The 17,105-nt window shown below is 53.4% G+C and carries 22 protein-coding genes; 14 read left to right on the top strand and 8 right to left on the bottom strand.

The window, feature by feature from the left end; genetic code table 11:
* From NR126_RS02845 to NR126_RS02830, 4 genes are all read left to right on the top strand, one after another.
* Complete coding sequence (locus NR126_RS02845; protein ID WP_105753629.1) at nucleotides 1–513, top strand: hypothetical protein; 513 nt, start codon at nucleotides 1–3, stop codon at nucleotides 511–513.
* Entirely contained in the window at nucleotides 510–1,343 is an 834-nt protein-coding gene (locus tag NR126_RS02840) for a thymidylate synthase (protein WP_105753630.1), read from the top strand. The genes NR126_RS02845 and NR126_RS02840 overlap by 4 nt, the downstream gene beginning before the upstream one ends.
* Before the next feature lie 308 nt (nucleotides 1,344–1,651).
* Nucleotides 1,652–2,140, top strand: a complete 489-nt coding sequence (locus tag NR126_RS02835) for a hypothetical protein (RefSeq protein ID WP_371321462.1) — start codon at nucleotides 1,652–1,654, stop codon at nucleotides 2,138–2,140.
* Nucleotides 2,140–2,574, top strand: a complete 435-nt coding sequence (locus NR126_RS02830) for a hypothetical protein (protein ID WP_105753631.1) — start codon at nucleotides 2,140–2,142, stop codon at nucleotides 2,572–2,574. Before NR126_RS02835 ends, NR126_RS02830 begins: the two co-directional genes overlap by 1 nt.
* A 15-nt stretch (nucleotides 2,575–2,589) precedes the next feature.
* Here NR126_RS02830 and NR126_RS02825 read toward each other — a convergent pair whose 3' ends face one another.
* From NR126_RS02825 to NR126_RS02815, 3 genes are all read right to left on the bottom strand, one after another.
* A complete protein-coding gene (locus tag NR126_RS02825; protein WP_105753632.1) occupies nucleotides 2,590–2,796 on the bottom strand; it encodes a hypothetical protein in 207 nt (68 codons plus the stop codon).
* Between the two features lie 13 nt (nucleotides 2,797–2,809).
* Nucleotides 2,810–3,217: a hypothetical protein gene (locus NR126_RS02820; RefSeq protein ID WP_105753633.1), complete on the bottom strand. Its 408-nt coding sequence runs from the start codon at nucleotides 3,215–3,217 to the stop codon at nucleotides 2,810–2,812.
* Between the two features lie 246 nt (nucleotides 3,218–3,463).
* On the bottom strand, nucleotides 3,464–4,072 hold the full coding sequence (locus tag NR126_RS02815) for a hypothetical protein (RefSeq protein ID WP_146118199.1): 609 nt from the start codon (nucleotides 4,070–4,072) through the stop codon (nucleotides 3,464–3,466).
* 330 nt (nucleotides 4,073–4,402) lie between these two features.
* Here NR126_RS02815 and NR126_RS02810 point away from each other — a divergent pair, with 330 nt between their 5' ends.
* A complete protein-coding gene (locus tag NR126_RS02810) occupies nucleotides 4,403–4,870 on the top strand; it encodes a helix-turn-helix domain-containing protein (protein WP_046815808.1) in 468 nt (155 codons plus the stop codon).
* A gap of 421 nt (nucleotides 4,871–5,291) precedes the next feature.
* On the opposite strand, the gene NR126_RS02805 is transcribed toward NR126_RS02810, so the two are convergent.
* Nucleotides 5,292–6,206, bottom strand: a complete 915-nt coding sequence (locus NR126_RS02805; protein WP_046815807.1) for a LysR family transcriptional regulator — start codon at nucleotides 6,204–6,206, stop codon at nucleotides 5,292–5,294.
* 188 nt (nucleotides 6,207–6,394) lie between these two features.
* Between NR126_RS02805 and NR126_RS02800 the strand changes: the two genes are divergently transcribed.
* The 4 genes from NR126_RS02800 to NR126_RS02785 all read left to right on the top strand — a co-directional run bounded on the left by NR126_RS02800 (nucleotide 6,395) and on the right by NR126_RS02785 (nucleotide 10,248).
* Complete coding sequence (locus tag NR126_RS02800; protein ID WP_046815806.1) at nucleotides 6,395–7,723, top strand: dicarboxylate/amino acid:cation symporter; 1,329 nt, start codon at nucleotides 6,395–6,397, stop codon at nucleotides 7,721–7,723.
* 19 nt (nucleotides 7,724–7,742) lie between these two features.
* Entirely contained in the window at nucleotides 7,743–8,642 is a 900-nt protein-coding gene (gene ttdA / locus NR126_RS02795; protein ID WP_080956980.1) for a L(+)-tartrate dehydratase subunit alpha, read from the top strand.
* Nucleotides 8,639–9,247, top strand: a complete 609-nt coding sequence (gene ttdB, locus NR126_RS02790; protein ID WP_046815804.1) for a L(+)-tartrate dehydratase subunit beta — start codon at nucleotides 8,639–8,641, stop codon at nucleotides 9,245–9,247. The genes ttdA and ttdB overlap by 4 nt, the downstream gene beginning before the upstream one ends.
* 134 nt (nucleotides 9,248–9,381) lie before the next feature.
* Complete coding sequence (locus NR126_RS02785) at nucleotides 9,382–10,248, top strand: oxaloacetate decarboxylase (protein WP_105753634.1); 867 nt, start codon at nucleotides 9,382–9,384, stop codon at nucleotides 10,246–10,248.
* Nucleotides 10,249–10,389: 141 nt separating this feature from the next.
* Here the strand turns inward: NR126_RS02785 and NR126_RS02780 are convergent, their stop codons facing one another.
* Complete coding sequence (locus tag NR126_RS02780) at nucleotides 10,390–10,635, bottom strand: NAD(P)/FAD-dependent oxidoreductase (protein ID WP_256351158.1); 246 nt, start codon at nucleotides 10,633–10,635, stop codon at nucleotides 10,390–10,392.
* 379 nt (nucleotides 10,636–11,014) lie between these two features.
* The gene (locus NR126_RS02775; protein WP_105753635.1) at nucleotides 11,015–11,470 is read right to left on the bottom strand and encodes a helix-turn-helix domain-containing protein; all 456 of its coding nucleotides are present in this window, start codon (nucleotides 11,468–11,470) and stop codon (nucleotides 11,015–11,017) included.
* A 157-nt stretch (nucleotides 11,471–11,627) separates the two neighbouring features.
* Between NR126_RS02775 and NR126_RS02770 the strand changes: the two genes are divergently transcribed.
* From NR126_RS02770 to NR126_RS02760, 3 genes are read left to right on the top strand one after another with little or no spacing between them, the layout of a single operon-like run.
* Nucleotides 11,628–12,023, top strand: coding sequence for a hypothetical protein (locus NR126_RS02770; RefSeq protein ID WP_105753636.1), 396 nt, complete (start codon nucleotides 11,628–11,630; stop codon nucleotides 12,021–12,023).
* Nucleotides 12,024–12,065: 42 nt separating this feature from the next.
* Complete coding sequence (locus tag NR126_RS02765) at nucleotides 12,066–12,536, top strand: hypothetical protein (protein WP_105753637.1); 471 nt, start codon at nucleotides 12,066–12,068, stop codon at nucleotides 12,534–12,536.
* Between the two features lie 2 nt (nucleotides 12,537–12,538).
* Nucleotides 12,539–12,928: a hypothetical protein gene (locus NR126_RS02760; protein ID WP_105753638.1), complete on the top strand. Its 390-nt coding sequence runs from the start codon at nucleotides 12,539–12,541 to the stop codon at nucleotides 12,926–12,928.
* A gap of 1,133 nt (nucleotides 12,929–14,061) precedes the next feature.
* On the opposite strand, the gene NR126_RS02755 is transcribed toward NR126_RS02760, so the two are convergent.
* Complete coding sequence (locus tag NR126_RS02755) at nucleotides 14,062–14,541, bottom strand: 3'-5' exoribonuclease (RefSeq protein WP_105753639.1); 480 nt, start codon at nucleotides 14,539–14,541, stop codon at nucleotides 14,062–14,064.
* 466 nt (nucleotides 14,542–15,007) lie between these two features.
* Here NR126_RS02755 and NR126_RS02750 point away from each other — a divergent pair, with 466 nt between their 5' ends.
* Nucleotides 15,008–15,343, top strand: a complete 336-nt coding sequence (locus tag NR126_RS02750; RefSeq protein WP_105753641.1) for a hypothetical protein — start codon at nucleotides 15,008–15,010, stop codon at nucleotides 15,341–15,343.
* 256 nt (nucleotides 15,344–15,599) lie between these two features.
* On the opposite strand, the gene NR126_RS02745 is transcribed toward NR126_RS02750, so the two are convergent.
* Nucleotides 15,600–16,562: an arsenic resistance protein gene (locus NR126_RS02745; RefSeq protein WP_105753642.1), complete on the bottom strand. Its 963-nt coding sequence runs from the start codon at nucleotides 16,560–16,562 to the stop codon at nucleotides 15,600–15,602.
* Nucleotides 16,563–16,654: 92 nt separating this feature from the next.
* Between NR126_RS02745 and NR126_RS02740 the strand changes: the two genes are divergently transcribed.
* Complete coding sequence (locus NR126_RS02740) at nucleotides 16,655–17,089, top strand: helix-turn-helix domain-containing protein (protein WP_105753643.1); 435 nt, start codon at nucleotides 16,655–16,657, stop codon at nucleotides 17,087–17,089.
* Nucleotides 17,090–17,105: the final 16 nt, after the last annotated feature.

Genomic DNA, 17,105 nt, shown 5'->3' with positions numbered 1-17,105 from the left:
ATGTCTGATCCACGGGCATTCGATCAGAAGAATAAAGAAGATTTTGATCAGTACACAGAGTTGTTGGCCGAAGCGCTTCTTAATATCGCAGCGGACGACTCTATGAAGGCGACTGTTGCTGAGCTTAGCCGTATGACTGGTATGCATCGCAATACTATCCGCATGCGTGTTTGGCCTTTGGAGCGCCTTGAAATTATCAAGGAGAATCGTCGAATCGAATTTTTGCGCAAGAAGGTCTCAAACAAGAAGCCAGTTGATCCTCTTGTAGTGCTTACTGATAAGTTGGAAGCTGCTAGGGTCGAGGTTCTTCACTGGTTTACGGAGGCTAAAATAGCTGACGATGCTGCTCAGACTAATGAGCAGAAGTATCAAGATATGATTGGTTCAAGAGATACCTATAAAAGCCTTTTGGCTGATGCCAACAAGCGGCTCTTGGACTCTCAAAAAGAAATTGATAAACTCAAGCAAGTGATCAGTATCCTGGAAGCAGCCCAGGCGGAGAAAATTGCATGAAAAGCTATCTGGACTTACTGACTGATGTTCTTGAGAATGGTGCGGTCAAAGGTGACCGAACCGGCACCGGTACTATTAGTGTCTTTGGGAGGCAGTATCGACACGACCTGTCGAAAGGCTTTCCTTTGCTTACAACGAAGAAGTTGCACTTTAAAAGTATTGTTAATGAGCTTATTTGGTTTCTTGGCGGCGATACTAACGTTAAATGGCTCAATGAGAATGGCGTTAAGATTTGGAACGAGTGGGCCACCGAAGAAGGTGACCTTGGGCCTGTGTACGGTAAGCAGTGGACTGCCTGGCCAACCAAAGATGGCGGCACAATCAACCAGATTGACTACGTCGTTAACGCCCTGAAGACCAATCCAAATAGCCGGCGAATTCTGTTCCATGGCTGGAACGTGGAGTACCTGCCGGACGAGAAGGTAAGCCCTCAGGAAAATGCCCGCCAAGGCAAGATGGCGCTGCCGCCGTGCCACCTGCTTTATCAGTTCTATGTCGTGAATAACAAGCTGTCCTCGCACCTGTTTATTCGTTCGTCAGATAGCTTCTTGGGGCTCCCGTACAACACGGCATCCCTGGCATGCCTGACGCACATGCTCGCCCAGCAGTGTGATCTCGACGTTGGTGAGATCGTTATCTCGCTCAGTGACGTCCACATCTACGCGAATCACATGGAGCAGGTGAAGACTCAGATTGCTCGCGAGCCACGCCAGTTGCCTGAACTGAAGCTGCTTCGTAAGCCTGCATCCATCTACGACTACAAGTTCGAAGATTTTGAAGTGGTGGGCTACGATCCGCACCCGCATATCTCTGCACCTGTATCAGTCTGATCTTCAGCGACACCCAATGGGAGACCGGCCTCAGGGCCGGTTTTTTTACGTTCGCTCAACGAGAGATCTCCGATAACCAACGCCTGGCATTTTGTCGGATGCTCTTTGCCGGAGAGCGGCGTCCATTTTGGGTTCATCAGGATGGTTGGTTGGAATGCATGCTGCTGTGATGGCGTGTGAAGTACAATCGGAGGCTGCCGTATAATCGCAGCTACTGCAGTCACTTCCTCAGTGTAGGTAATGCCTTGAAGCTCCTCACAAGCCTTTGGAACCTCATCAGCCCCGACCGCCGCCCCGACTGGGAGAAAATGCGAGAGCGTGACTTCATCGCTACTGCGAACAAGCTGAAGACCCTTTCAGTGACCGACCGAGGTGGCATGTCCATCGATCCCGAAGAGATTCGCGAGCAGATAATCGCATCACGTGAGCAGCTCAAGCATTTGGTTCGCAAGCCAGTAGCCCCCAGCGCACCGTTGAAAGTAATCACTGACTCTGAGGTGGCACAGGAGTCGGATTCGCTTGTAGAGGCTCGACAGGGCGTCCTGGACTGTATTGAGGTGGTTGCCTGGCGTCGGTTACCCAGCGGTGCAGCTGTGCGTTACACGTGCCTGAAGTGCGTGAGCACAGGTCGATTCGCTGTCGCGGCAGCCGGCTTGTTCTCTGAGGGGACGGAGAGTCTTCCGCCTTGGGTCGACGGCAGTACAAACAGGCAGGTCGCTTGCGCCCTACAAAACAGTGAGCTCGACTGGTACGCGACTGTGGCTGAGGCGATGGATGCCTGGGACGCAGCGCTTTGATGTCCCTACAAAACAGAAAGGCTCGTCCGGTTCCGCTTGAGCAGTACGAAGATTACGGTGACATCCCTCCAGAGGGAGTGGATCTAGAAGAGGTGGAACTCATCTGGTGGACAGTCGCGCCTAGAATGAGCAAAAAGGAACTACGAAAACGGCTGAAAATGGTCGCTGATGGCTATCGCGATGCCGGTCGCTTCCGGTACGCCGCAGTTTCAGATGCTCAAGGGCGCGGTCGTTACCCTCGGGGCGTCATCAACGTTCTTAAGCAGGTGCTGAAGCCGCGTGGGTTGATGCCTCTGGACACGTCTGATGATGTCCTTTATGTCCAGGTTGAGATCTGGCATCTGTGCATCTCCAAAGCACTTGAGTGGTGCCCGCCGAATGCCCTTCCTAGAAAGCTTCGCGGTATGAAGGTTGAGGCTGATCTGGGGTTGTAAGCGGCGTAGTTCGGCTCACTGGCACCAAGGCCCCCAAGTTGGCGGGTTCTCAATGATATCGATTGAGGTACTGAGTTCGTATTGCATGTGCTCGAAGACTTTATCGAGACGAGGATGTGCTTTCGATTCTCGCAACGCGTTCACTAACTCCAGCAGCTCTCTTCCTTGGGCCAATGGCATCTGAATGTCGCAATACACAGTGTCATCGTCGTCTTCTACCATGCCTGTAGCCCCCTCAATCTGTTCCAGGTTTTTTTCTCACGGCTCTATGCTGCTCCAGGTGCCGCATCTCTGCTTCCCACCTAGCCAGGAATTTATCCCAGTCCGTGGCGTAAGGCCCTTCGACCACCCGTGTCGAACCGATGCTCGCCTGCTGGAAACGCTCCCTCCATGGCTGAGGAATGGTTATTTCCAAGACGATATCGATGCCGCAGTTGTGATGCTGCACCGGGACAGAGGCACGAACTTCATTGAGTTCGAGTGACTCACCCATTGTAGGCGTGCCGCTTCGCTGCTGGTCGTCGAGGTCATCAAGGATGGCTAAGGCGTCAGCTGCCTCGGGGTCACCTGGAAGGAATCTGGCAATCTCCCATAGCGCTCTCCGCCTAGTGCGCTCAAGCTTTCGGAGTTCATCGTGGGTCATTTCAGTCTCTTTCAGGTCGGTTGAAGCTGGGCTGCGGTAGTGGCGTGCCGCCGCTGGCGGAGGGCTGTCGTGAACCGAACCGTGGCAAGCCACGTTTCGGCCCTACGGGCTTTCATCCTCACGCCTTCAGCCGTGCCGGCTTGCGCGCTCCGCTCGCACCCACTACTGGCGCTGCAGATGGGGTGGAGGGCAAACCAACGCGTCCTTGAAGCACATACAAGTGGCACCTATGCGCCACATGCTGCATTATTTATGGAGTTTACTGAATCGCTCAATGACGACACTTGGCGCAGTAGCAGGCCACGCTTCGAGATTCCCAGTTTTACGTATGAAATTCACGGCGCAACTCAAGAAGAACAGGACAGGAAGCATCGCAACGAGCAAAGCCAAGTCGTGTATATGTCCGAATGCTTCGGGAATATTATCGGCTTTAGCGGCCATCGGCATGATGGCTACAGCCCAGGTGAGAATATAAGTAAGTGCATAAGCGAGGATTGCACCGAAGGCCATCATTCCCGGCACAGTGAAGCGGAGTTTTGTTACGGACTTGATACTGCCGCCAGCTGGCTTAATCGCGTAAATTATCCCTTTGTTCTTCACTTTATCCTTTGACTTTTTGAAGATGCCATAAAACTCCCAGTGCCGTCCTTTCTCAATCTCCTCGAAAAGGGAAATAGGGACGATTATGTTAGGAATTACGACGCCGTCAATCTTCATAATAACTTCAATATCGTCACTGTTTTGCTTGAAGACACGAATATCTTCAAGGTTCCCAGACATTTTTAGACAATCTACAAACATATTTTCTAAATCTCCTATTAGAAAAATTACTCCGTGCATTACTGCAGGCAACATGAATGCGCAGGGCACTCAGAGTCGCCTAAATCACATCGGGCTTTTGCTGTCGGTGCTGAAACACTCAGGAAACACAGCTCCGAGTCTTAGTTCATCCAACTCGCCTATCGCTTCCGCTCCTTAGTCTTCGATGTGAACAGAGGCGTCGTTCTGTCTCCGCGCCCACAAACACTAAAGCCCTCCTGTGCTCCACCCCCATCAGGCAAACCCGACCTAGCAGTGCCCGAGCAGAGACATGCAATTTGGCTGTGCGCCACGATAATATCAGTATGCTCTGTTTATCGGAATGCACATCGCATGGCTCTATCCTCGCTTTTGAGGATCCGACTCATGCATCTGAAAGAAGCGCTGGCAGGGGCATTGCGCGGAGCTCGAGCCCACCAGGGGCTGAACTACGACGAACTGGCAGGGGCAACCCATAGGACGTATGTCGGTATGCTGGAGCAGGCACGAGCGAATCCGACGTTGGAGAAGCTCGATGAAATCGCTGACCACCTCGGTCTCGATCTGCTGACCATGGTCACCCTAGCCATAGCGGCCCAAGGTGAGGAACTCCCTTCGGAGGTTTTGCAACGTACTGCCTTGCAAATCAGGGAATTCGAGATGTCCGGAGGGTGGCAGTTGGTAGAGGAGCAATTCAGTGATGGAAAGCTCATCAAGCGCTCCCAGGGAAAGCCTAAGCAGCCGCTTAATGCGGAATACATTCGAGCCTTGAAAGCGCAAGGTTTCGACAGGAAAACAATCGCTGAAAAGCTAGGCATTGCCAGAAGCACAGTCCAAAAATATTGGAATACATAAGTCTGCAGAACATCAGCAATCCTGCAATCTAATCAAATCGCGGTTTATGGCGCGCCCTATCGGGTCGGCTGTCGTAAACCATGCCATGGCTAACGCCAAGTCATGGCCCTTTGGGCTTCCATCCTCGCGCCTCCGGCCTTTCTGGCCTGCGCGCTCCGCTTGCTCTGGTTATTTCCATCGACGAATGAAACTCGGTATAGGCCTGCGCGCCCCGGTCGCGGGTAATAATGTCTACTAAAGTTGAAGGCGCAATAGATCTCTTGAGAATTAACACCAATCTGAAGGCATCTTTTATTGGGTTATGGCACAACGAATCTTTCTGATTTCTTCAGCACAATCGTTAAATGTCTATGGTGCTGACAGCAGGCTAGGATTGAGACCCCGCCCATAATCCACCGCCTGACCATTACAAAAGATGGCTCTATGGCCATGCCTCTGAACTGTCAGACTTGCTCCGAAAAAACTCGCGCAGGTGCTCGATAAAGAACGACACTTTAGCAGATAGATTGAGCCGCTCCAGGTACACCGCATAGATATCCGCAGACGGAGTTTCGTAATCACTCAGCACCTCCACCAAACGCCCAGAGCGCAAGTGTCCCGCGAGGTTCCACTCAGCGCGCATCAGAATGCCATGACTGTCAAGAGCCCACTTGAGTGCCACCTCACCATCATTGGTGCTAAGGCTTCCCCCGACCTTGACTGTTTCGGTCAACTTGCCACGGTTGAACCGCCAACTACCAAACGCCGCGTCATTCTGGCGCAACACAATGCATGAGTGCTGCGCCAAGTCTTTAGGCTTTTCCGGATAACCAAAGGCCTCCAAATAAGCCGGGGTAGCGCACAGTCGCCGCCGATTCGTTGCAATCTTGCGGGCAATCAATCGCGAGTCGGGAAGTTCACCAAAGCGAATGGCGACGTCAATAGCGTCATCCGGCAGGTTGATCGGGCGGTCGGTTAGGTGCAGCTGCACTTCGATATCGCGATAGCGCTTAGCGAATGACGAGATTGCAGGCCCAACATGGGTACGGCCAAAGCCCAAAGGCGCATTCACGCGCAGCAGGCCTTTCGGTTCGGCACGGCTGCTGGAAACCTGGCGTTCCATTTCGTTAATTTCGTCGAGGATCCGTTGAGCGCTCATCAAATAGAGTTCGCCCTCCGCTGTAAGGCTAATGCTACGAGTGGTGCGATTGAGCAATCGAACCCCGAGCCGGCTTTCCAGAAGGTTGAGCCGTTTGGAGACAGCTGGTGGTGTCAGGTTCATCTCGCGGGCAGCAGCTGCCAGGCTTCCGACCCTCATAAGCAGAGTGAAAAAAGCCAGCTCCGATATAGGACTCATAATTAACTCAAAGTAAACAATGTAGTTAATTTCAGTGTATTACACCTTTCTGAAAAAACCATTAATTTATAGGGGTGATTACCTATGACACACCTGCGCTCTCTACTGCCACGTAGCCGTTCCTAGCTATGGATAGAGCCCGCAGATGCCAATAAAAAATCCGACTCACAAAAATAAAGCGGAGATAAATGGCTATGCGATACCTTGGGAAGCTCTACGTCCAGGTTTTGATCGGCGTTACCGTCGGCATCCTGCTCGGTGTTTTTTGGCCCCAGATCGGCATCGACCTCAAACCCTTGGGCGACGCCTTCATCAAACTCATCAAGATGGTGTTCGCACCGATCATTTTTGCCACGGTGGTGCTCGGCATCGCCAAAATGGAGAACATGAAAGAGCTCGGTAGAGTCGGGGTACGGGCCCTTATCTACTTTGAAATTCTGTCCACCTTCGCGCTGGTGCTGGGCCTAATTGTGGTGAATCTCGTGAAGCCTGGCGAGGGAATGAACGTCGATCCTTCCACACTCGACATTGCGAGCATTTCTACCTACACCTCCGCTGCAAGCAACTCGGGCGGATTCACCGACTTCCTGATGAGTGTGATCCCGGCCAGCATTACTGACGCCTTCGCGAAGAACCAGATTCTGCCGATCCTGCTTTTCTCAACCCTCTTCGGCATCGCGCTGTCCCATCTTGGCCCACGCGGTAAACCCGTAGTCGATGTGCTTGAAGCCTTTTCCCACGGCATGTTCCACATCGTCGGCATGATCATGCGAGTCGCTCCGTTGGCTGCATGTGGCGCGATGGCCTTCACTGTCGGCAAGTACGGTCTAGGCTCCATCGTTTCGCTCGGTAAACTGATGGCGACCATGTACATCACCTGCTTCCTGTTCGTGGTGATCATTCTCGGTTTCATCTCGCGCTTGTCGGGCTTTAGTCTCTGGAAGTTTCTCAAGTACATAAAGGAAGAACTGTTCACCGTACTGGGCACCAGTTCCTCGGAGTCGGTGGTACCGCAGTTGATGACCAAGCTTGAGAGAGTTGGTGTATCCAAGCCGGTAGTAGGCCTGGTTATCCCGTCCGGCTTGACCTTCAACCCTGATGGTCAGTGCATCTACTACACCATGGCGGCCATTTTCATTGCTCAGGCTACAAACACCCCATTGACTTTAATGGATCAGTTGATCGTTCTGGGCGTCCTGTTACTGACCTCCAAGGGCTCGGCGGGCGTGACAGGCTCGGGTTTCATCACGTTGGCTGCCACTCTGGCAACGATGGACAACATTCCGGTAGCCGGCATGGTGCTCCTGCTGGGCGTCGACCGCTTCATGTCCGAAGCACGGGCCATCACCAACACCATCGGTAACGCAGTCGGCACCATGGCAATCGCCAAGTGGGTTGGTGCTCTCGATAAGAAAAGAGTGGACTTCGTATTAGACGGCGGGATCGTGCCTGAGCAAAACCAGGTACAGGAAGCATCGCCGCTCAATATGTCTAGTCCGGTCAAATCAGCCTTGTGATGCAGTTAGGAGAGTAATCGTGGATAAAGAAGCAGCTGTTGAATCACTAACCGACGTGATGGCGAAGTTCACCGCGTACATCGGCAAGCGCTTGCCAAAGGACGTGAAGGAGAAGACTGCGAAGTTGCGGGCAGCGGAAACTAATCCGTTGGCCATTGCTGTCTACGACTCGATGGCTGACAACCAGGAGTACGCCGACAAGCTGAATCGTCCCAGCTGCCAGGACACTGGTGTGATTCAGTATTTCATCTCTGCTGGAGCCCAGTTCCCACTACTGAGTGACCTGGAGGGCATCCTGGAGAATGCGACAAAGGAGGCGACTATTAAGGGCCCCCTGCGTCATAACGCCGTGGAGACCTTTATCGAGAAAAACACCGGTACCAATACTGGTTCGAAGATTCCATGGTTGGACTGGCAAATCATTCCTGACGCCGACCACGCGATCATTGATGTGTACATGGCTGGCGGCGGTTGCACCTTGCCAGGCTCGGCCAAGGTTCTGATGCCCGGCCAAGGCTATGAAGGCGTGACCGAGTTCGTCTTCGATGTGATCACCTCGCGGGGTATCAATGCTTGCCCACCACTGTTGGTCGGCGTGGGCGTGTCCACCTCGGTGGAAACCGCCGCGCGTCTATCTAAGCTGGCGATCCTGCGTCCAGTGGACTCCAGCCATCCGAACGAAAGCGCTGCGATGATGGAGAAGCTGCTGGAGGATGGCCTCAATGAAATCGGTATTGGCCCGCAGGGTTTGACCGGCAACAGTAGCGTAATGGGGGTAAACATCGAGTCTTCGGCGCGCCACCCTTCGACCATCGGTGTGGCCGTATCCACTGGTTGCTGGGCCCACCGTCGCGGCAAGATCCGAATCAACGCCGACTTGTCCTACGACATCCTCTCCCATGAAGGAGTAGTTCTGTGAAGAAGATACTGAATACGCCAATCAAGGACGAGGATCTGGCTGACCTGAACGTTGGCGATGTGGTTTACCTGACCGGCCAGTTGGTGACCTGCCGTGACGTCGCGCACCGCCGCTTGATCGAGCTCAAGCGCGAGTTGCCGGTAGATCTGCGTGGTGGGGCGATCTTCCACGCGGGGCCAATTGTTCGCAAAAAAGACGATGGCAGTTTCGAGATGGTCTCCATCGGCCCGACCACCAGCATGCGGATGGAAAAGTTCGAGAAAGAGTTTATTGAGCAAACCGGCGTAAAGTTGATCGTTGGTAAGGGCGGGATGGGGCCGGAAACGACCACAGGCTGCCTGGAGAACAAAGCGGTGCATGCTGTTTTCCCCGGCGGCTGCGCGGTACTGGCGGCGACTCAGGTCGAGGAAATTGTTCGAGCGGAATGGCAAGACCTTGGTATGCCGGAGACTCTATGGGTGAACCGAGTACGCGAATTCGGCCCGCTGATCATCTCCATCGATACCAAGGGCAACAATTTGTTCGAGCAAAACAAACTGCGCTTCAACGAACGTAAAGGCGCGGTGATCGAGAAGATCAACAGTCAGGTGCGCTTCATTAAGTGAACCAGTTGCCCGGCCATAGCGATCACGCTTTGGCCTGGCACTCGCCCGACAGTTTGCACCGCCGTCGCAACGACGAGCGCATTGCCCTCCAGGTAGTTGCACGGCGTACCTCAATGTAAACTACAGAGATTGCCATGCATAAAACCAGTCCTCACGAACTGCGCAAAATTTTCCGAGCCCTCCTTGCCGGCCAGAAGTCACTCACAACCGCCTCCGTCTTCGATCCTCTGTCAGCCCGTATAGCTGCCGATCTCGGCTTTGAGGTCGGTATCCTTGGCGGTTCGGTTGCCTCGCTGCATGTGCTTGGTGCCCCCGATATCGCGCTGATCACGTTGAGCGAATTTGTTGAGCAGGCAAGGCGTATCGGTCGGGTCGCCCAGCTGCCAGTGATTGCCGATGCCGATCACGGGTACGGCAACGCCCTTAACGTCATGCGTACCGTAACGGAGCTGGAGCGCGTCGGCATTGCTGCATTGACCTTGGAAGATACTCTCCTGCCAGCTCCATTCGGAGGCCCAGCCTTTTCTCTTATTAGCATAGAGGAAGGCATCGGCAAACTGCGAGCCGCTCAGCGAGCTCGTCAAGATGCTGAATTGGCCCTGATCGCTCGTACCCACGCCAGCGCGCAACCGCTCACCGAAGTCATCAAGCGTATTGGGGCCTATCAAGATGCGGGGGCTGATGGAATTTGTTTGGTTGGCGTGCGGGACTTCGAGCATCTCGAAGCGATTGCCGAGGGTCTGCGGATACCGCTGATGCTGGTTACCTACGGCAATGCCGCATTGCGCGACCAGCAACGCCTCAGCCAACTTGGCGTGCGCATTGTGGTGAACGGGCATGCTGCTTGTTTTGCTGCGATCAAAGCAACCTACGATAGCTTACGGGCACAGCGTGAGATTGCCGACAAGGACAATCTGACTCCCTCGGAGTTGTCCCACCGATACACCTCTCCGAATGAATACATCACTTGGGCAGAAGAATTCATGAGCGTGACGGGATAACCATTCATTCCGTTTGCGTGAGGCTCTTTACGATTGGGAAGTGGGAGGAATGCCTGGCCTGTCGTGTTCAACTCTCTTCCTCTCTACTACAGCAAGCCTGCGATACCCTGTACTGATGCTCATAGAATGGATTACCCGGCCCTAAATGAAGGGCAGTCGTGCTTGCTCGTAACTACTCAGCACTGATGCAAACGAGTCTTTTGGATTACGGGTTTCCAGTAGCTGTGCCAATATTGACGCGTCTTCCATTCCAGTCAAAAGACCTCGACCTGTCATAGGCCAGATAACATGGGCAGCGTCACCGAGAATCGCCAGGTTGCCTCGGACAAGTTGCTCTGGTTTGTACTCGGCGATGGGTGCACCACTTAATGTCTCGGGTGAGCTGATAGCTGCCGTGACTTTTGAAGTGACCTCGCTCTCTTCAAAGCCTACGAGTTCTCGCTTCGGCTACGGCCAATTCCCGCGTATGTGTGCGCCTGAGACCTATCACGCTCTCGAAAAGAGGTCGGCGTGTTTGTGTTACGGGTGTTGTGAGATAGACACCCTCTAGGAAGTGAAGGTTTCCTTTCTCCACGCTGGGCCGCTGACCATGTGCGGACTTTTTAGTTATTGAAAGACTCGGCCTTCCAGCAGCGATGTGTCGGACGTAAATGATCAGATTCAGTGAGCAATGCAGCAGGTCTACTGCTTAGTGACAACGAATCGTACCCGGACGTATCGAAAAGCAACCGCACAACGAAATTCAGTAGCAGGTGAGCAGGCTTTCTCAACCATCAATGTGCCAAAGGCGCCCAACAGTGCTTTTGGGCAACTCTAACTGCCGGCAGATCTCAGCCTGGGAAAGGCCTGCTGCCTTGAGTTCGCGTACCGCTTTGAGCCTTCCTGCGGCAGCGATTCTCTGTGGTGTAGTGATCTTTTGGGGTTCGGCAGGTAGCGCTGCGTCAAGAACTCCCAACTGCATGAGTTCTATTAAGGTGTCATTCAATACTGAGCGTGCGGTCTTGCCTTCATCGGCAGCTGCCACCAGAGTGAGGAGCGACAGGGGAGTTAAGCCTAGCGCCTGAGCCAGGTCAGCACTGAGATCAATTGTTGCTGACGTCGTAGCTGCCTCCAAACGGCTGATGTGAGCTTGATCAGCCTGATGTCGGAGGTCTGCTTGCGATAAGCCACGTCGAACCCTCAGCCACTGTAGCGTTGCCGCATACGCCTTACGCAAGGACATCCAGCCCACCTCTCCAAAAAAGAGACGGTATGCCGCGTTTGATGGATCCCACACAAATGCATATAATCATTTGCATGGGATTTAAGGCGTGTTGCCCTGCCATTTTGTGGATGCGCAACGCCTGGTTTTTTGTTGTCGTCGTGAGGGCTAACAATTTATGGCTAATTCTCCTGAGCACGAGCTGCTGCAGGAAGGCTGGATTTCGTCAGCTGGTACGTCGCTATCCCAAGGCGAGATAGAGGCATTAGTGGCAGAGCGCTTTCCCCGCAAGGCGTACTGCACAGTCGAAGATTGGCTCATCTTCCACGTGGACGAACCTGCTGAGTCGCTTGCCCGAGTTCGTGCAATAGGCCTTGAGCCGATGTTCATGTACTCGCATTGCGTCATCTACGACGGGCACGGACGGTTCCCACCTGGAGGGTGGGTGCGCTCGACCCTATGCAAATCATTCGATGGCGTTTGCCTGTTCGAGACGCGAAACACGATCTATGTGCTGGTGGGTCAGGGACGCGAGATGAAGGCCTCGCTGAAGACAATATTCGGCTTATGTTAATTGCAGGTGCGCTGAGCGGGCCTGCTTCAAACGAGATACATGATGTTCAGGATTAGCATGCAAGACCAGGCTGGCCCGGTGGGAATGTTTGGGGACGGTCTCGCTCATTTTCACGCCGTGTCACGATCTCTCGCAACGCATTGGTATCACGTCAGTCTCAAGCGCCGGCACGATGAAAGATTCATGGCTTATGAGGAGATGGTCAGCGATGAGCCTCGCCTCGTGGAGCTACTGATCTCCCAAGACGAAAGCATGGTCATTAAGGAAGTCCAGGTCGTCACCCCAGCCTGGATGAACAAAGGTTCGAGCTGGAAAATGGAAAAGCTGACCTCCTTGTCCATGGGGTTCAATCAGGTGGAAGTACCGATCTGCGTTCTGCAGGTCGAGAGTGGTGATGTGTACGTCAATACTCACCAGCGTGACCTCGATATTGACTCCCTCGTTGGGTTGAAGGAGCTGTATCGCCGCAGTGTTGCAACCACCCAAGAACCTTCCGTATTTGGGACTGTGTAACCATGTCAGAGATCAACACCGTCGCGGTCGATTTGCACGTGAAGCGCTACTCAGACTTTGACCTTCTTCGCATTGCTAGGGCTGTGAACCAAGACTACGAAGGCCTGATCACCGCTTATCTCGTGAACGTACATATCCACTCGTGCAGTGCAGTCGGCGTCGTCTTTGGTCACCTTTGCCCTGGGCCACATCAGCGACTTGCGGATGGCCGTCTGATCCGGACGTCGGATATTCAATCTGTGAAGAAGGAAGGTAGGTTCTGGGTACTCACCACTGTCAACTCCAAGTACGTCATTGCGACGTTCAGGCGTGATGTTGGACGGCGTAGCCTGCGAGAGTTCATGCGTATTGCGGGCGACAGATATATGCCAACGCCTGATCGCCTCCAGTAGCATCTTGATCCTTGTTTTGGGCTTGCCCCGCCTTCGGGGAAGGGTGTCGTGAACCAAGCCCTGGACGAGCCGGATTTTGGCCCTGGCGGGCTTTCACCCTCAGGCCTCTCGCCCATCTAAAGCTGGCGCGCTCGGCTTGCGATCTTCATTGCTAAGCTCATGCGGCGGCTTTCAACCACTGATGAGTCCGGACACTATGGATCAGCACACCGAGTCCCTGCCTGAGATCGACATTGAGGAGTTTCGAGAGCGCTACTCGCATATGTAGACCCAGCAGTTGACGAGATTTATTGCGATCATGGGTGGAGGAACCTCCTAATTGCTCTCTGCGATATTCTTCAGGTCTACCTGAGGCGACATCCAGAGGTCACCCCTTTAACCGTCGCGCAGATCAAATCCAAATTTGGAGAGCTGCATTTTTTCTATGACGGGGGCGATGCCTACTGCAGGTGCGCAGTAGACGTAGCGATCAAACTTTCGACGAAAACCTGCTCATACTGCGGAGCGCCTGGAAAGCAGCTCGGCGGTGCATGGGTAAGCACACTGTGCGCGACTCATGACGGCAGCGGTGGCTCGAAGACTGCAGGCTGACTGGCTTGCGTCCCAATCATATATAAGTGCCTTAACTGGATGCCACGCTCCAGGGAGGGCAGACACTCCAGCCCAAGTCGGGAGCTCCGCGCACTGATTGCTCTGGCTGGTCGGCTGCACCGGTTGAGTATGTGGAATATTTATATTCAGGCGACATTTGTGTCGGTTTTGCGACCATATAAAATGTTCTCCCTTGAAACCATTTTTAAAAACCGGAGATGTATATTTTGAACTCAAAAGAAAAGCAGCTTTGCCTGTGCCTACCTGTTTTTCACTTTGGAAATCAGGCTGGTTTGCTGGTCGCTTTTTTCATTTGATCCTTTCGATCTGATAGCTTTTTTAGCTCACTCCCAAGCAGATACCATCGCTTAGGGGTGCCCCTCCGCACCTTGTAACCTGCTCGTCAATTTGGGGCCGCAGGCCCCGGCTCGTTTTTGCCAACAAAGCCGAGTTTTTAAGCTTACTTTTTTGTGGTCTGTACGAGATCTGTTGTGATCAGAGATCAAAAAAGTCCAGCGAATCAGCAAGAGGCATAGCTCCGTCTAACCCGCCCAAGCTCCATCGGGATTCCCTCGGCTCACGGATGCAAACATGCCGGCGATAATCCTAGCGTCGAGCAACGCGTGGTGAGGCAGCTCTTCACCCTCGCTAGTCGGAGAAAGGGTCGTTGCGTCAGTAGGGAAATTACGAACGATTCTGGGCCATCGTCCGCCCTCATATACCAGGTCGCAAAAAAGCTCCCAATCGTACTGAGGGGCATCAGTGACGATCTCGACCTCCTTTTTGAACGACGTCAGAAACCTGAGCAGCGACATCCTGGCTTCAACAATGGGCAATGCGTAGCTCCCACCCCACAGCTGGGGAAGCACGATTTCCTTTACGAAATCACTGCAGTCTTCTTCTTGCCAAGTATCGAGCAATTCGACGTAGAATTCGCGCCCATCCTCAGCCACCAATGCGAGTGATATCAGCTTCGCTGCTGCTGATAGATGGGTAAACTCGCAATCAAGAAAGAGCCTCATATTGTCAGAACTCCGCAATGGCTAGGGCTCGCCTGGATATGGCGCAGGAAGGTCAGCTATGGGAAATGGCCCTCGAGCATCTTGGCTCAGACGGACTCCTCCAAGCGGTCATCGAAATGTGGAGCCGCGCCGCGCCTCCGCCCAGACCATTGGTTGAGCACCTGTCCATCAATCAGGTGAGTCAGGACGTCTTGAGCATACTGAAAATTGCCCAGCAGCGGGTAGGTGCCATCGTGCCAGGTCGAACGCCTGATGCAGGCACAGTCACGCTGTACGCACGTCACGCTAGCAACTTAGTTGACGGGCTCATTACACTGCTGCCAAAGGTGAAGCTTTCGCCAGCCTTACGAGGCTCTTGTCTTGAAATCGAACTGGGTATTTGACGTCCGCGCAGGCTCCTCGAACACCAGTCAGCAACAATCTTATTAAAACTTGCCCAGCGAAATGCGTCCCTTTGAGATGTTCTATGAACTCTGATTTAACTGAAGAAGAAATGCGTCGTGCCCTTTTTGGTACGCCTCAGCCAGAGGAGCAAGTTTCTACTCCGCTAGTGCAGGAGCCTGTGCCAGAGATCGCTTTAACAAAGCCAGCAGAGGCTCCAATAGCCAAGAAGAAAGCGGCGAAAGCCTTTACGCCAAGGCTCAAGGTTACGCTACGCGTCGGAAACGAATTCGAAGGAAAGATGCATGAGTTGATCCACGAGGCCGACACGTTGAGCTCGTTGCTTGCTGAGCAAGAGGCTGTGAGGGCTGCAAGGAAGAAATACAAATACGTGGAAGTGGAATCCGTTAAATCGATGTAGCACACGCCTCAAGTTTAGGTCGGACAAGTGCAATGTATTTTCAGATAGTCCGCCGACAAGTCACTGTAGAACCCGAGGGGTAGAAGGTTAAAACTTTCTGAAGCGACTGTTCTTTGGTATTTGAAAACCACCAAGCCCGAACAGCCGTGATTTTTTAATGATCAGTGGCTGTCTAAAAAATGGCACAGGAGGGCTTCTTGGGGCGCTGCTCGGCGGTATTTCGGCCCACTTCGCCCCCACCAAGTGGTGGTTGACGCTACGCTTTTCGCCAAACCAATGCAGGAATTACTCGGATGTAAATTAGCTCGCTGACCAACTCAATCAGCGTTTGAGTGATAACTGCTGCCGCAGCGAGCCCTCTGATTTCTTCGGGCAAAGCCAGTGCCAGGGGCAGAACCACCAATGAGTTGCGTGTCGAGCTACTGAACGCTACTGATCTTGCAGTGATGGCCGGCAATTTGAATGCTCGCGCAACCAGCGCACCAACCAATGGTGCCAAGAGCATGAAGCCAACGTAGACAGGAATGACGGGCAGCAGCTTGTCCATGTCTCTGACCACCGCTGAAATCTGAGAGCCGATCACTACGACCAATACAGCCGCCATAGCCGGTACAGGCATCCAAGCCCAAGCATTGTTCCAACCCTCAACGACGCGTGACCTTTCTGCACCGGCAGCTGTTGCTACCGCCAAGACCAAGGGCAAAGCGATCAGCACTACGAAGGCCTCAACAAATGGGCGGACAGATATAACCACTGCCGAGTCATTACCCAGCATTAAGGCCAGATACAGGGGCAGTAGAACAAGCTGTAGCAAGAGTAGTAATGGCGTTGCTGCCAGAGTCAGTTTGGAGTCGCCCTTACCGATATGGGTAAACACCACCACATAGTCGATACAAGGCGTCAGCAAGACCAACAGTGCACCCACCAGAATCGCGGGGTGATCCGTTATGCCCATGGTCAACGCCCAAACCAACAGGGGGATCGCGACGAAGTTGGCTGTGAGCAGCGCCGTCATGAAACGCTTGTTTGCGAGCCCTTCACGGAGATCCAGGAATGGGATCTGTAGAAACATGGCGTACATCAGCACAGCGATGGCTGGTGTCACCAACGCACCTAACGCTTGAGAAGCATTAGGTGCGAGCAGACCTCCGATAGCAGCGACAATGATCGCGACGAAGTAGACGGGAATCTGGTTCTTCTCTAGCTGTTCTCTGTCCACGAAATGCCCTTAAACGCGTGAAATCAATTTTCGATTGAGCAGGGTAATATCTGTAGCCACTACAGGTTCAAGGAAATGCTTGGGGAATTCGCATGTCAGGAATTGGGGCGTTGTCTAAATCAACGGGTTGCCACATTGAGACGATTCGCTACTACGAGAAAATAGGCCTTTTACCGCCGGCCCTGCGGTCGACCGGCAGGCACCGAATCTACACAGAGAAGCATCGTTCAAGACTCGTGTTCATCCGTCAGAATCGTGAGTTAGGATTTCCCCTCGACGATATACGAGAACTCATCGCGCTCGCAGCAGATGCTGATCGTCCGTGTGCTGACGCACTGTCCGTGGTCAAGAAACACTTGGCAGAAGTAGAGTCTAAGGTCGCTAAGCTGCAGCAGATCCGGGGAGAACTGCTTTCCATGGCTGGCACGTGTGAATCAACTTGCTTGGGTTCAAACACCCCAGATTGCACGATTGTAGAGTCCTTGTTCGAACCCGCTGCCGGGACGCGCTCCGGTTGCTGCTCCTAGGCGAATCAAGACGCGT

Source organism: Pseudomonas sp. Pse1 (assembly GCF_024519635.1).
In the GTDB taxonomy this organism is placed as follows: domain Bacteria; phylum Pseudomonadota; class Gammaproteobacteria; order Pseudomonadales; family Pseudomonadaceae; genus Aquipseudomonas.
The sequence above is the reverse complement of the archived record's forward strand: the minus strand, read 5'-3'. Positions and strand labels throughout refer to the sequence as shown.